Consider the following 16,071-nt stretch of genomic DNA (forward strand, 5'->3'; position numbering starts at 1 on the left):
TTATAGTACGCAGCTATAAAAAAAGAGCTATATCGTTCATCAATTGAACGATATAGCTCTTTCATATTATTGTTTTGCGTAGTATTGATAAATTCCTTTGTAGATAGCTTCAGCAAATAATTCGATATATTGATCATCTGTCATTTTGCCTCGGTCTTCGCTATTCGTTAGGAATCCTAGCTCTACTAGAATCGCTGGAATTAGAGTGTTGCGGATAACATAGTATTGTTGTTCTTTCACTCCGCGATTTTTCATGTTTAAGTTATTAACAATTTGGTTATTTACAAAAGTAGCAAGATCTATATCTTCTTGATACATATCTCCTGTTGTCACAGCATAATATGTTTCAGTACCAGTTGCAGCGGTGCTAGATGCAGAGTTTACATGGATACTCACAAAGATTTCACCGAAGTTTGCATCGGTAAAGTCAACGCGATCTTGTAATGATGGGTACGTATCACCTGTACGTGTCATCTTTACATTTGCTCCAGCTGCTTCTAGTTTTTGTCTTACTAATGTACCAACTTTTAATGTAATAGCTTTTTCTGAATTGGAACCTACTACAGCTCCAGGGTCTTTTCCACCGTGACCAGGGTCAAGAATGATAATACGATTTTTAAGTGGATTACCGCTTTGATTTAATAGTTTTAAGTAAGATTTATGCACATAGCCTGTTTGACCATCATAAGTAACTTGAGCCCAGTAGCCGCTAATGCTATTAACATGGACATAATCACCTTTGCTTAATTTACCTAATACCGTAGAAGTATTGTTCGCTTCTTTACGGACATTTAAACTATCAACTGTTGTGCGGCCTAGTAAGTCTCCTGCAACTGGTGGAGGCGTTGGAATTGAAGGTTGTTCTACTTCCACATCTTCTGTACTATTTGCCACAATATATCCTGGCAAACCATTCACAACTGTTAAATAGTAGCCATTAACTGTTTTGTAGACAGGCAGTTTGACATTGCTATTGATTGTTGAAATGATTTTAGAAGACGAAGTAGCCTTCACATAAAGATTCATGCCTTGTGTTGTCTTTACTTCTTTTTGAACTTTGCCTAATGCATTACCGTCCGCATCTAAAAACTGAGCGTACGTTTTATAAATATAAGCATAAGCACCTTTATACGTTACTTTTAACCAGTCTCCTTCTACTGCATAGACTGATAGTTTGCCGCCTTTATTGACTGTACCTACAATGTTGTTACTAGAAGTTGAATCTTTTGATTTACGAATATTCAAGCCATCTGTTGTCACTTGAATTAATCCAATCACCTGTGTTGTATCCGGAACAGCAGTACCTTTTACAGGTAGCTCTAAGCGATATTTTTCACTTTTAGCGCGCGCAACAAATAATGCAAACTGCGCACGTGTCACTTGACTATTTGGATTATAGTTTTGACCACTACCCTTTGTAATACCATTATAGTAAATAGTATTAATGTATTGAACGTATGGGTGTGTAATCCCAACGTCAACAAAAGGAGAATCAATGTTTTCATATTCACTAATATCAAGCTTAAATGCCTTTGTTAAGACATAACTCATTTCATCGCGAGTTAAAGGCTTGTTCGGTAAAAACTGTCCAGTTGTATTCGTTTTAAAGAACCCCAATTGGATGGCACGTTCAACGTAACCTGAAAGCTCGGTACCAACCGTTACATCCGAAAAGTTGGACTTGCTAACAGTTAATGGTTTGTTGCCTGAAGCGACAACTGCCATTTTGGCAACTTGTCCACGCGTTACGTTATTATAAGGCTTATAATACGTTTTACCGTTTTCCGTATATCCTTTGATTACACCTAAACTAACTAAATAATTGATCTCTTCATAAGCTTCATGCTTTTGGGGTACATCTTCGAAACCACCACTTGCATTGGCACTATGTATCGTAAACATAGAAGCTGAAATGAATAAGACGCATAATATAAGACTGATTTTTTTAAAGTACAATGTCTTATTTCCTCCCTTCATGTCTCGTGTTCTGTGTTCATTTTAACAAAAATTCACATGTAAAACTATCATAGATTGCAACTATTCGACAATTTTTTATATCACCTCATTTCATAAAAGATTCATAAAAAGAAGAAGAGCCTGCAAGTGCAAACTCTCCTCCATTTATACGTTATTTAAAAGAACTTCCATGCATTGCTTCACTTCAAACGTAGCCCTTGTCCGAAGCGAAGTAGAAATTGATTACTTATTCACTTGCTTAGCACGCTCGATAAAAGTCTCAAGTTGAGAAATTTTTAACATATCATTATAACCGAAGTCACCATTATCTTTGCCTGCTGTAATACCATTTGATGCGATAATTGAAATATATTCTGAAGCCCAGTAATTTTCAGGAACATCTGCAAATGTCACTACATCGCCCTTATGCTCAAGACCAAATGCAACAACTAAAACTTTTGCAATTTGTGCACGAGTCATCGGAGAAGATGGATTGAATTTGCCGTGATCATCACCTGCAAAAATGCCTAACTTCGCTACAGCAGCAATTGCCCCTGCATGTGCATAAGTAGGTTTAACATCTGCAAATGTTGTATTTTTATCTGATGTATCTAAATTTAAAGCTTTTGCAATTTGAACAGCAACTTCAGCACGTGAAGCATATACTGTAAAATCGATAGCAGCGTCTTTTACTTCAGACGTCGCAACTTTTGTCACTTCTGCTTGTTGTTCAGCGTCAAATTGTGCAACGCGTTTTGCACCAACGTAACGAGAGCCCCAATAATAAGGATCATTTACATTAGAGTAGCTAACACCTTTACCAGTTTGAGAGTGAATCATTTTACCATCACCTATGTATATCGCCACATGTGAGATACCACTACCACTCGTGTTAAAGAAAAGTAAATCGCCAATTTGTAGATCACTCTTTGCAACCGCAGTGCCTTGCTGATATTGTGAGCTTGATGTACGGTTTAATTTAATGCCTAAATCACTGAAGACTTTAGATGTAAAGCCTGAGCAATCTAATCCGCTAGTAGTTGTACCACCGTAAGCATAAGGAATACCTAAATATTTCGAAGCTGTTTCAGTGACATCAGAAGGAGTCGCTGCTTCAGCATTATCTATTTGAACTGTTGAAAATAACATAAAAGATGCAAAAATCGGTAATAACCATTTTTTCTTCATTCGTTTGTTACCCCTCTCAAGGAACTTTTTAGCCTATACATAGACTATCACAAATGAGGGTATTGTAATTTTTCAATTGTGTAACGGTTTTGAAAGTTAGAAAAAACGTTGATATACCAATGTTTTTTGGTTTACAAACACTAAAATATGGGTATTAATTAATGGGTATTACGGCTTTTTGTAACATTGCTGTAATATTAGCCATGCTTTGTTACAATAGAGTACTTACTACTAAAGTTTTATGTCTACCCCATTGGTGGACAACTTAATAGAGAAAAAGTGTTAAATTGATTCCAGTCGATTTAACACTTTTTTGCTCATGCGGTGCTTACACGAAATCACTATCCCCAGCCTCTTATTCGTCTTACTCATTGACGACATTTCCTACATATTGCGCACTGCCAATCGTATTGTGTTAGTGAGACATTGCAATTCTCTGTAGTCGTCACCAACTGATATGCCTATCCTATCTTAATAAGAAGGTAATACTTGAACGTTAGTGCAAATATGTCCGCCATTTTTTTCGTTTCTGCAATATCCCCTAGTCATTTACATAGGAAGACCTTATATTCTGTAATGCTACGTATTTTTAAAATCTTCTATAGAAGGCTTTGAGCAGTTGGCATGCCAACATCTAAGTTTTCACCCAACATCCTGTAAGTGTCAAAGCACTTACAATGAATGGTGGCCAAGCTCCTCTGCATATGCAATTTGCATATGTTGAATTGCTGAATTACAATGCACAACAGCCTCTTCGACATTATTCCCTATAGCCATAAGATAACCATGTCTGTCCTTTGAGCATTTAATGTTCTTTAGTACGTCCCCATTTTGAAAATTATATTGATAAGTAATTATAGTTTCATCTAGTGTAGCTATTTTTTTATTCGGTTCAAAATTAAAAAAGCGGATAGCAGCTGCAGGATACTTGTCCTCAAAATAGGAAGCATGCCAATTGTTCGTATAGATGGCCTCTAAAGTCCATTGTCTAGTATCAATGCCAAAAACAAGTCGATGCAAATCAACAATTTGGTCATCACCCGGTCTACTATGCGCTTCTATAATTTTCAGGCCATTCGTAGTAACTTTAATTTCTATATGACATGGACCGAAGACAACACCTGTTAAAGTTAAAAAATCCACAACAAATCGGTTAATGTTATTTACTAAATCATCCTGTAATGTTGTTGGCACACTGTGACCGAATGCCATAAAATTTGGCCCAAAACAATTATCTGTAATGCCTGCTACTATATGCTTGCCATTATAAGTAAATGTTTCAACACTGATTTCTATCCCTTCTAGATAGTCCTCAGCAAGTTGTGCTGTTGGATCTTCTTTATCCAACAATTCGTATACTTCCTTAAATGTTGAGATTTTTTTTATATTTGTGCTACCTGTTCCAATACATGGTTTAAGGATAAAAGGAAATCCATTTTCATTGGCGAATTCGATGAGTGCTTCTTTAGAATTAATGAGTTTCGCATTGACATAACTAAAATCATGACTGTTAAGGAGATGACGTAAGTTATATTTATTCTTAAATAATTTTATTTGTTCTGCTTGGTTATAGTTGTTGAATTGAAATTCCTCTTGTAAAGCGACGGCAGCAATTTGTCCATCCCCTGAAAATGACAAAATAGCATCGACGGGGAATCTATTTAACAAATATCCTACTTCCTTTTTTAGTAATGCTATGTCTTTATAATCGATTTCACAGTATATATCTTCCGAATGCAATAATTCCTTTATTTGGATTTTGCATTTATTTTCAATACATATGACGTTTATGCCTAATTTTTTAATTGTTTTTAACGTATTCACACTACAATCAATAACCATTATCCTTTTTCTCATATTTTTTCTCCTTTTACTCCGTTTGTTATGAAAAAACATCTAAAAATTAAATAATAGTTACATCTCTGTATTTGAAGTTTTGTTCATAATATCTTATTAATCGTTATTTGCTGATAAATGAAAGGGGGCATATGGCAGGATTATTTGAATTTTTTAGCAAATAAAGTAAGGCATAGTTAAAAGGCCTGAGTCGATACAATACCGATTTCAGACCTTACCTTACTTCCCAATTAACGTTTTGCATGTATTTAAAATTCCAAAGTTGAAAATTTTCTTACTAAGTTTGTCTAATACTTAACTACCGATTAAGTCCCAAATGTAAGTAACAATAGTTGAAGTGTTAGCTGCAAAGATTTGTAATCCTGCCCACATAATTGTTCCCTCCTGCCATTTAATTTTCTATATTATCTTATCTTTTCAATTTTATTTGTTAAAATGTAAACAAAAGTTAACATTTTTTTCAAAGGGAGACGTACATGAAAATTGGAGAATTAATTCGTGAATTGCGCGTACAGAAAAATTTACGTGCGAACGTTCTATACAAAGATCTACTGAGTAGACCAGCTATTGTTAAATTTGAGCGAGGCGAAAGTGATACAACAGCTGAAAAATTTTTAGAGATGTTAGATCACTTAAACATTACATTAGAAGAATTCAGTATTATTTATAATGATGGCAATAAAGACTTGGATTACAGAAGAAAGTATGTAGAAGCTTTCTATAACCGAGATGTAGATGCGCTATACTTGGTTGCCAAACAAGTGGAAAATGAATTTAAATTAACGAGCAATCATAAATTTTTGCATTACCGATCTTTAATTTTGTTATTAATCGATGACCTGCGAGGAACCGAGGAGCATATTAAAGAAATTGAAGTGCTTCAAGAATATTTAATGAACTGCGAAAGCTGGGGTTATTACGAAATTACTTTATTCGCTAATAGTTTAAGTTTCTACTCAATCGAATTAATTGATCTTGTCTTTGAACGTGCTAAAACAACATTGCAACGCTATCAAAATCTTACGCGTTATCGCAATGAGATTGCGTTAATGATTTTCAATATTTTAGAGAAAAAAATTATGTGTAAAGATGTAGAAGGCGCTAAAATCTATCTCGCTGAGTTAGAAAATATTAAAGTAAGTGTCGTTGATAATATGTACATGCAGACAATGATAAAATTTTTCTCTGCCATTATTGCGCTTATTGACGGTGATCAGACGAAAAACAAAGCAATACTTCAAATTATTGAAGTGTTCTCTTTATTGGAATTAAAACTGAAAGCAGCACAATGCCGAGAATTTTATGAAAAAGTTAATAGAATTTATCATTTAACTAGTAAAGAGGACAGCTTCTCCTATTAAGTGCCCTCTTTTTCTATTTATTGACTTGAAAATAGCTGTACCCAATAGTAAATGCCCTTGGCATCGACTGCAATGGCTACACCGGTATTTGTATAATGTTCTCGCAAAATATTTTCACGATGCGACGGTGATGCCATCCATGCTTTTACAGCTGCTTCTGGGCTCGGAATATTCCTTCCGATATTTTCACCTAAGCTCGTATAAGGGTAATCGAATAATGTCGCTAAATCCCACGGCATGCCGTAATATGGGGATTCATGTTCAAAATAATTGCGATTAACCATATCTTGTGCCTTAATAACGGCAACTTGTGTTAAAGCTTCATCAAAGCTCAGCACTTGTAATTTTCTCTTTTGTCTTTCGTTATTCACTAATTTTATGACGTCCTTAGACATCGAGAGTGAATAGTTTTTTGTCGGAATATAGGATTTCGATAAATAGTCATAAGCTACTTCCAAATTTGTGAGGTTTGTTGAAAAGTCCAAACTCCGCTCCACTAAAGAAGCAAATTGTCCACGTGTGACCATTTGATTAGGAGCAAATTGTTTCGTGTCGACCCCTTTAATGACACCTACATCTGCAAGTGATTCAATATAATCTTTTGCCCAGTGCCCCTCCGTTACATCACTGAATTTACTATTATTTTGAGAGTCAACTTCAATTTTATATGCAAGCGTTAACATTTTAGCGACTTGCATACGTTTTAATGGTGCATCAGGATTAAAACAATCACCATTTTGTAAAATGCCCAACTCCACAAGTGCACAAATTTCCTTGTAATACGGATGATCCGCCGCTACATCTTTAAAATTTGCTTGCGTTGTCATTGTTAAATGCATCGAGCGCGCAATGGCGGCAGCTGCTTCTGCTCTTGTAATCACCTGCTCTGGCTTAAACGTTCCATCCTGATAAGTTGTCATATATTGTTTATCTAACATGTGGTGAATTGAGCTACTCGCCCAATGGGAAGATGGAACATCCTTCGCCACCTCTGCTGCTGACGCAACGTCCAGTAGGTTTGGTAAAGATAAAGCAGATGGTGTAGCCAGCAAAATAAGCGACAATCCGATAATTTTAGATACTTTTTTGAACATAGCTACCTCCCTATATATGTATAAATAATGTAGTACTATACCCGCATTTCTATATATATAAACATACCATTATTACCTGTTTTTTCCTACAACGAATTTAAAAAAATCACTCTAAAGATTCTTACTTTCCTAAGAGTGATGTTTGTCATGCTATTCAACCCCAATAATGTAAAAGCCATCATTGTTTTTTTGTAATATGCGATAAAGAAATAATGCCATTTGACCACGTCGTACATCCATATAGGGTGAAAATGTGGTTGCGCTAGTACCTTGTGTAATCCCATAATTTAATAACGTTTGAATATAGCGATCGGTTTCCATATCCTTTGTAAAATCTGTAAAAGGTGCCGATAAGGATGTCGCTTGTTGTAATTGAAAGCCTAGTGTCAACATTTTAGCCATTTGACTTCGTTTAATTGAAGCATCTGGATGATAAGAACTACCTGTTTGAATAATACCATTCGCTGCAAGTGCTGCAATGGATTTATAATATGGATGTGATGTTGGGATATCGCTAAAGCCTGGGTTGTCAACATGGTCTGTCTGTAATTGCAATGCTTGTGCTAAAAAATAGGCCGCTTCCCCACGCGTTAATTGTTGGTAAGGACTAAACGTTGTCGTCGTTGTACCAAAAATTATCCCTTTATTGTATAGGTCATTTACTGCATTATATAACTCTGTATCTTTTGTTATATCTGAAAATGGCATTGTAGCAGCTTGCGTAGGAATGACGGCAATGCAAGGGGCTACTACGCATGCCGTGGTAAACGCCAATAAGTACTTTTGCTTTTTTTTCAATGTCCTTCCCCCTTTGAACAACGAAAAGAGGGACATGCCCTCTTTCTTCGTTTATTCTAATCCCAATGCTTTTATATGCTCTTCTAAAATGCGGTAATTATAAACTAAATCTTGTTGCTCCAGCGTCAGTGAGCTGTATAATTTTTGCGCCGCAATTACTTTCTTCTCAAATGTTTTGGCGTCCGGATCTAGCTCGGAAATAGCATCTACTACTTTTAATACGGTTGCTGTATCTTTCTCTGCATTTTTTAGCTTATCGTAGTTAATGACTTGTCCTCTCACTTTGGAGTCAAGAGCTTTATAAGCTGCTACTGCATTCGCTACATCTTGGATGTAAGTACTCGATGTTGGTGAAAGGTTAGCGATTAGCTCTACTACTTTCTTCACTTCGCTCATATTTTTCTCCGCTTCTAGTAAAAGCGAATAATTGGATACTCTTTGTTTATCTGTTGTATTAAGACTATCGTAATCTTTACGCACTGACTCAATCATTCCAAAATACAATTTATCACTTGGTTTTAAAGCCGCAATACTTTTGTACACTTTAATAACATTATCTAAAGACAGAAGCAGCTGCTCATTATAGACGTATTTACGTTGTGTAGCCGTTAAATTATCATAAGCCTTTAATATTTTTTGATATTGGCTGTCCATATTTTTTGAAGTCATTAGCTTATCAATTTCATTGATCACACTAATAACGGGTTTAATCAGTCTTTCTTGGTCTTGTAATGTTTTATAATTTTCTACTGCCAATTGTTGATCTTTCGGTAATGCATTATAGGCTGCACGAATTTCCTCAATACGTTTTACATATTGGTGTGGCTCGACAGACGGAAGCTCATCAATCATTCGTTGCACATTTCCTGCTCCCAAAATACTCGTTTCAGCCGCTTGTAACAACTTATAGTTTGTAACATACTGCTGCATTTCTTTGCTCAGAGCTTCGTATAATGCACGTGCTTCTACCGTATCGGCTTGGAATGTTTTGCTCGATGCTTTCAGCCTACTAATTAAGTCGATTACATTGGCTAATGGTTCAAAGCTTTGTAATGTCGCAATATTGTTAACAAACCCTTTTTGGTCTTTCGTCAATTTATCATATGCTTTACGTGCGGCACTCACCTTGCTTACAAAGCTGCTTGTGCTTGGATCTAAACTATCTATTTGCACCATGACAGATAAAATCGGTTTTACTTGTTTTTCACGGTCTGTTAACACTTTAATATTCGAAACAAGCTTCTTTTGCCCTGATGATAGTTTATCGTAGGCAATACGAGCGTTCATTAGCTTCGTTAAATAGTCTTCTGATGCAGGATCTGCCGCTTCAATTAAAGCAATCACGCCACTTGCTGAAGTTAGCTCAGCTTCTGCCGTTACAAGCTTGTCATAGTTAATAATCGCTTGCTGTTTTTCTTCTGGTAGCGCATCGTAATTCGCACGTGCCGTTTGTAAATCGTTTAAAAATGTCTTACTTGTTGGTTTCAATGTTTCGATTAAGCCAATTAACGATGCCACATCTTCAACAGCTGTTAACTGTTCATAGTTTGTCACACGCTTTTGGGAAGCTGTATCTAAAGCATTGTATGCTTTACGTGCTGCAATTACCTTTTTCGTATAGTCTTTATTTGTTGGATTTAAAGCAGCAATTAAATTAATCACTTTTACAACATTGGCATTGTTTTTCTCATACGTCGTTAATGTTTTATATTGTGTCACTAATTTTTTTGCATTTTTGTCCATTGCTTTATATTCAGCAGATAATGCCACTACTTTTGCAACAAATGAAGCGTCCGGTTCATTCGCTAATGCGATGATTTTATCATCGAACTGCTGTGCAGTTTCGATGTAGCCTTGTGCAGTTATAAGCGCTGGGTAATTCGTTACTAATGCTTTCGCTGCTGGTGATAGGTTCGTATAGGCTTCGAGCAATTTGGCTACTGTTTCCTTGTAGTCTTTGCGTGAAGTACTTAAAGCGAGTATTGGATCAATGATGTTCATCGCAGCTACTTTGTCTTTTAAGCTATTGTTTTTATAGCTTTTTACAGACTCTTGCTTTGTGGCATCTAGCTTTAAATATGCTGTATTAGCAGCTTTCGCTTTTTTTGTATAATCTCTCGCTGCAGGATCTAATTTTTCAACTAACGTAATAACATTTAACACTGCTTTATGTGAACTTTCCCAGCTCGTTAACTCAGACAAATTGTTGACAATTTTTTTGACACTTGCTGCGTCAATATTTTGCCCTTCAAGTACAGGCGTATTATATGCTTTACGTGCTTCATCAATTTTGGAGATTTTATCGTCCGCTGTAGCGATGCCCGCAATAAGCGTTTCTATTGCTTCTGCAGCTGCTATATTTGCCTCAGCTAATTGTAAATCCGCGGCGTTTTTCACAAAGCCCTTTGTAGTGTCTAACGCTTCATATAAATCTTTTGCCGCATTCACCGCCACACGGTACGCATCACTATTAGAAATACGGAGCGCCGTAATTTGCTTAGACACATTGGCCGCATCTTGGTATGGTTTGAAATCGCCATAATTGGAAACTAAACTTTTTGTCGCTTCGTCCTTTAAATTGTTGTAAGCAGATTCAATGGCTGTGACAGCACTGATAAAGCTTGCGGCAGTTGGGAAATCTGCTGGCTTTTTAACTACTAATTGTTCAATGCTAACGCGTACTCTATCTGCAACAGATAAGTTCACTAGCACATCAGTATATTTTTTATAGGGTGTTACAGCTACATTGTTTGGATTGTAGGCTGTAATAATTTTCTTTTGGTCTGTTGTTAGTTTGTTATAGCTTTCCGTAACAGCACTTGCTTTTTGTTCAATTAGACTAGCAGTTGATGACGAATCTTCTAGTGTGCTTACAAAAGCATCTAATTTGTCAGTTGTTTCTTTTGCCGCTGTAGCATCGCCCGTCATTTTTAAAAGCTTAGCGATATCTGCACCGTTCTTTTTAAAGTAGTTGTTACGTTCAGCATCGTCGTAACCGTATTGCAGAGATGTACCGCGAACTGCTGAGACAATACTTTTTGCTTCATTGGCTAAGGCTGTATCGACAGCATCTTTGAAGTCTTTTTGAACAGCAAGATAGGAATTTGGTTGTAACGTAGAACCTAAGAAGTCATCATAAGCTTTCTGAACTTTATCAACTTCGACTATAAACGTTTTGTTTGTATATGATAGGGTATTAATACTTTTAGCGATCTCACTTAAGTTTTTAAGGAACGCTCGCTGTGCGACTACATAATTATACTTAGCTGTAATAAATCCGATCTCATCATCATTAAAATCATCCGTACTTAACACTTGGACGTCACCATCTGCAATGACCATGTCATTTGCTGATGATGTTTCTGACAGTTTACCAAACTGCTCAATCGTTTTATTTCTTGCATCAGTTGCTGCTACGGTATTCATATAAGCAACTTGTTCAGCTTGTGTTTCCGTTTGTGCTTGTGCTTCTTGTACATTGGCAAGTGCCGCTGGTGTTAATAAAAGGCTTGTTAGGACACCTACTTTTAAAGGTTTTTTCAACTTGCTCATCCTTTCTGATTACATTATATAGGAACATAGATATGTATCATTTATTGCGAATCTACTATATTAAGTATCGGTTATCATCATTTGATTTCAAGCTATTCTAGTAAACTCACGTACTTCCTTTACTAACTTACAGATAATTGCTATTTTTAGATAGAATAGACTTTTTAAAGGAAGTTATTGTTAGAATACTATATAATTATGGTAGACGCATTTATCCCGCTTCGGACGTTAATATTTTAGCTCATAAAAGTCCTGCCATATTGAGAAAATTCCTTAAAAAAACTAGCATTTATACTATGTCATTCATGTGAAACTAGGTGTATACTACATCTTTAATATTTAATTTACTAGAAAGGGAGCTAGATATGTTTTATCACTACAAGTTTTGGCATAGCTTAACGCACCCCACGATTTTTACACAGGCTATGGAAGCAGGAGAAATAAGAGGCTATAAAAAAAGAGCCATCACGGTTTTCATACTCTTTATGCTCCTTTTTGCGATACGAGAGTTTTGGGGAATGGGCACTGAAAGCTTAACATCTTTATTTGCAATGAATCAGCAAGATGAATATTATACAGCTCGTTTGCTGTCAATGGTCGGAGCCATTGTGTGGGGAATTATTTATTATTGCTTCCACTATTACGGCGTTACATATATTTTATATTTATTAACGGACATACCTTATAAATGGATACAAAAAGTGCAACTGTATGTGATGGCATTTTTACTAATTGAAAAGACGATTTTATTTGCCGTGTTCTACGCAGTTGGCTACTCTACAACGTTCTCCTTCTTGTCACTTGCCCCTGCTGTTCAGCAAGTACTCGATAAGGATGTAGTATTATTTATTATTAATCAATTAACCGTCACAACTGTGCTAACAATTATTGTGCATTTTACGTTCCTTTCCAAGTGGGAGGAAGCGTCCGATCGTAAAGCACTGTTAGTCAAAATTATTGTACTGCAAGTGATAATGGCTGTGTTTGTTGGACTAATTAGCGTGTTACCACTACAAGAATGGATTACAAGGGGGTTAGGATGATGCGCTTTATTAAATCCAGACCTTGGACTAGCATTAGTATTATCGTGATGGCACTTTTAGTTGGCGTCAATGCCTTTTTCGTTTTCAAAGACAATAGTAAAGTAGCCCGTTCGTATTTCGTCGATGAATTTCAACGAGCTACTACTGGTGACCGTGTAGAAACGGTAAAAAAGGATGCTATTGTTGCACCTGCACAAACGTATACTATCGCGGCCGATGCAAAAAGCTTGTCCGCAGTAAACGTGAAGCGTGGACAGAACATTACAGCATCGGATTTACTCGCTACTTATAAAACAGAGGAAGTTGACGATGAGTTAACGAAGCTTGAGGCTGAACGTGATGCCTATGAAAGCGAATTAAGCGATTTAGAATCTGCTTTATCCGACGTGGAATCAGATTTTGGCGATAAAGTAAATCCTAAAAGTTCCATTAATACCGATCAAATTAGTGATAAATTGAATGTCACAGTTAAGTTAGAATTAGCTCAGCAAAATACACCTTCTACGGCAGTGGCTATTTTAAATCGCCATATTGCCGAGGCCACTCGTCAAATTGCGGTCATGGATGCACAAATTGCACAAATTCAGGCACGTCAAGGTGTCATAAGCCCAGTTGACGGCGTTATTTCCAATATAACGGATGAAGCTGGTACGGTGACATTTGAAATTTACTCTACAGAAAAAGCAGTGCTTGCATACTTATCGGAAGATGAATGGCAAAAGGTTGCGGCTGGACAAAGGGTCGATATTAACTTACAGCATGTTAAAGATGAGCTCACTGGTGTTGTCCTTGAAAAGCAAATGATTGCAACAAATGAAGACACGCTCTGGGCAAATGAATTAGCCAAAACGGCAAATCTGCCACAGCCAACGAATTATGAAGTAACGTTACAGCAGGACGATCTGTTAGAAAACATTCCGTTTTCAACAGTTGGCCAAGCTTCAATTGTTGTGAATGAAGCTTTCGATGCGTATAAAGTGAAGTCTTCTTGGGTCAAAAAAGTAAAAGGTGCCAAGAGCGTTTATATTATCGATGAGGATGGAAAAATCCGCCTTGAGGATATTGATGTTTCCTTTACAACGAAAGATTCAACGATTTTCAAAAGCTACTTCGACGAAGGTACACCAATGCTAGCAAATGAAAAACGCAATATTTTAGCACGTACTTTCTGTTCAATGCCTGTGAAAAAAATTGACTGGCACCATTTCAAAGAAGTCGGTTGGAAAGATTATGTGAAATATATTATTTTTTAAATAATAAAAGTGTTAGCGTGACTGTTGTCACGCTAACACTTTTTTGCTGTTGAATTGTGTGAGAATTGTGTAAGTTCCTGGCACGCGAACAATTCAGAATTGTTCGTGTGCCAGGCACCGATATTCTTGTGCTTTGTCATGCTGCCCTAGTCGTTCATAGCACTCAGCTAGCTGACTAAACGGTAACCAAGTCCAAGCTGCATGTTCAACTAAATTCCCTTGCATAGCCTTGTTTTTCACGTATGTCGCTTGTTCATACCAATAGATAGCTTGTTCATATTGTTCGTCTTGTAAAAACCTTGCACCTAAGCGACAACAAATTTCGGGGCGTGGTATGCCATAGGATAATGGCTTTACTAAAAATTGCAACTGCTTATCACGCACATTCAGCATTTCATAACACTGTGCTAAATTTAAACAAGCAGCAATTTCATCCTCCATCCAACCTTGTTTTGTAGCTAAAAATTGCTTGTATTTTTTAATCGCTTCTTCGTAGATCCCAAGTTCTTTACATTCATTGCCATAGTAAAACAAATCACGTGCGGATAGCGGCTTTCCTTGCTCTTCTTGCTGTTTATAGATGTTCAAATTACGGTCTGTGTGTGCTTGTTCTTTGCAATGTGTAATGGCGATATTGCTTTGAATAACACTCCCATGGACGGACAAGTATTCATGTACTGCGCCAACCCAATGAAAATAACAAGAACGTTTGACGAGTCTGTTTCGTTTAAGGCTGAGTGTGGGATTTCCGTGCTGATCGACTGCTAAAAAATAATCCATTATTACACTGTCCGCTTTAAGATTAGCTAGTTCTTTTTTTAAGTTTGAAAAATTGGGTCTTTCCTTTTCATGTAAAACATCATCTGCATCTAGCCATAAAATATAATCTTTTGTCGCTTTGCTAAATGAAAAATTGCGCGCTTTGGAAAAATCATCGACCCACTGAAAATCATAAATGTGATTTGTAAACTGCTTAGCAATTTCCTTCGTTTTATCTGTGGAGCCTGTATCAACAATAATGATTTCATCTACTAATCCTTGTAAGGAAGATAAACACCGAGCTAACACTTGCTCTTCGTTTTTAACAATCATACATAAACTAATTGTGGCATTATTCTTTTTAGGCATAATGATATCATTTTTAAATTTTTCAGCACCGTCTAAATCTGACTCACGATAAATGTGAAAGGCAGGCAAACGAGTATCTACAAATAACCCTAATTCTAAAGCCGATGCTCTGATACAAAAATGTCGATCTTCACCCCAAAAAGATAGATTTTTCATCTGTTTAAACCGAACACCCTTTAGTAGTGCTTGTCGACTTATTAATGTACAAGCCCCTAGCCCCCCTACTTCATAAACGCCCGGTACTTTTAATTTTTCAATAAACGTGGAAGTTCGCTTGGCAATTTCTATAGCATCTAATTTTTCCCCATTGTTTATTTGGTATAAAGTATATTCGTCCATCATCCAAACTTGCGGCAGTGCGTCATCGTTTTTATTCCATTGCGTCCAGAATATATTTGAAATAATATCTTTTTGCTCGCCCCATAAGTTTTGCACTGTACTTGGGTACAACAGTAAATCCGAATCAATTAGAAACAATCCATCATATTGTAATTGAATGGCGTGTTCAATAATGGAGTCTTTCATTTTTGCAACTTTTTCAATGAGTGAATCTGTCCAATAATGTGTCTGTTCATCCTTCATATAAAGGTCATTTTTTTGATCATTTTTAATAATTTTTACGCGTTCCATTTTGGATTGGAATAACTTTAATAGCTCTGTGGATTGTGAATCATCATTATCATCGATAAATAAAAAATCCAGCTCAATTTCTTCTTGCTCTAACGATTGAAGTGAAAATAGAAAATAAGCTAAAATAGAAGGTTTTTGTCGCACAGGACTAGCAATTAAAATGCGGGGTTTCATGGCGTCCTCCTTATCGGACAATTTATAGAATAAGGGA

10 protein-coding genes are annotated in these 16,071 nt (G+C 36.4%); 3 read left to right on the plus strand and 7 right to left on the minus strand.

The features are described from left to right. Positions 1 to 66: 66 nt before the first annotated feature. The 3 genes from ACIQXI_RS20805 to ACIQXI_RS20815 form a co-directional block, all read right to left on the minus strand. Entirely contained in the window at positions 67 to 1,956 is a 1,890-nt protein-coding gene (locus ACIQXI_RS20805) for an N-acetylmuramoyl-L-alanine amidase (protein ID WP_402928281.1), read from the minus strand. A gap of 243 nt (positions 1,957 to 2,199) precedes the next feature. Next, positions 2,200 to 3,144 (minus strand): C40 family peptidase, encoded by a 945-nt coding sequence (locus ACIQXI_RS20810; protein WP_402928283.1) that lies wholly within the window; start codon positions 3,142 to 3,144, stop codon positions 2,200 to 2,202. Between the two features lie 672 nt (positions 3,145 to 3,816). Next, positions 3,817 to 5,001: an ATP-grasp domain-containing protein gene (locus ACIQXI_RS20815; protein ID WP_402928285.1), complete on the minus strand. Its 1,185-nt coding sequence runs from the start codon at positions 4,999 to 5,001 to the stop codon at positions 3,817 to 3,819. Positions 5,002 to 5,477: 476 nt separating this feature from the next. Between ACIQXI_RS20815 and ACIQXI_RS20820 the strand changes: the two genes are divergently transcribed. Further along, a complete protein-coding gene (locus ACIQXI_RS20820; RefSeq protein ID WP_402928287.1) occupies positions 5,478 to 6,362 on the plus strand; it encodes a helix-turn-helix domain-containing protein in 885 nt (294 codons plus the stop codon). Between the two features lie 17 nt (positions 6,363 to 6,379). On the opposite strand, the gene ACIQXI_RS20825 is transcribed toward ACIQXI_RS20820, so the two are convergent. From ACIQXI_RS20825 to ACIQXI_RS20835, 3 genes are all read right to left on the minus strand, one after another. Then, positions 6,380 to 7,456: a CAP and S-layer homology domain-containing protein gene (locus ACIQXI_RS20825; protein ID WP_402928288.1), complete on the minus strand. Its 1,077-nt coding sequence runs from the start codon at positions 7,454 to 7,456 to the stop codon at positions 6,380 to 6,382. A 150-nt stretch (positions 7,457 to 7,606) separates the two neighbouring features. Further along, entirely contained in the window at positions 7,607 to 8,254 is a 648-nt protein-coding gene (locus ACIQXI_RS20830) for an S-layer homology domain-containing protein (RefSeq protein ID WP_402928290.1), read from the minus strand. Positions 8,255 to 8,305: 51 nt separating this feature from the next. Then, complete coding sequence (locus ACIQXI_RS20835) at positions 8,306 to 11,797, minus strand: hypothetical protein (protein ID WP_402928291.1); 3,492 nt, start codon at positions 11,795 to 11,797, stop codon at positions 8,306 to 8,308. A 374-nt stretch (positions 11,798 to 12,171) separates the two neighbouring features. On the opposite strand from ACIQXI_RS20835, the gene ACIQXI_RS20840 reads away from it, so the two are divergent. After that, the gene (locus ACIQXI_RS20840; RefSeq protein ID WP_402928292.1) at positions 12,172 to 12,849 is read left to right on the plus strand and encodes a hypothetical protein; all 678 of its coding nucleotides are present in this window, start codon (positions 12,172 to 12,174) and stop codon (positions 12,847 to 12,849) included. Next, the gene (locus ACIQXI_RS20845) at positions 12,849 to 14,102 is read left to right on the plus strand and encodes an efflux RND transporter periplasmic adaptor subunit (RefSeq protein ID WP_402928293.1); all 1,254 of its coding nucleotides are present in this window, start codon (positions 12,849 to 12,851) and stop codon (positions 14,100 to 14,102) included. Before ACIQXI_RS20840 ends, ACIQXI_RS20845 begins: the two co-directional genes overlap by 1 nt. A 93-nt stretch (positions 14,103 to 14,195) precedes the next feature. On the opposite strand, the gene ACIQXI_RS20850 is transcribed toward ACIQXI_RS20845, so the two are convergent. Next, a complete protein-coding gene (locus tag ACIQXI_RS20850) occupies positions 14,196 to 16,034 on the minus strand; it encodes a glycosyltransferase (RefSeq protein WP_402928294.1) in 1,839 nt (612 codons plus the stop codon). Between the last annotated feature and the right edge of the window lie 37 nt (positions 16,035 to 16,071).

This window comes from Lysinibacillus sp. NPDC097195 (assembly GCF_044762075.1).
In the GTDB taxonomy this organism is placed as follows: domain Bacteria; phylum Bacillota; class Bacilli; order Bacillales_A; family Planococcaceae; genus Lysinibacillus.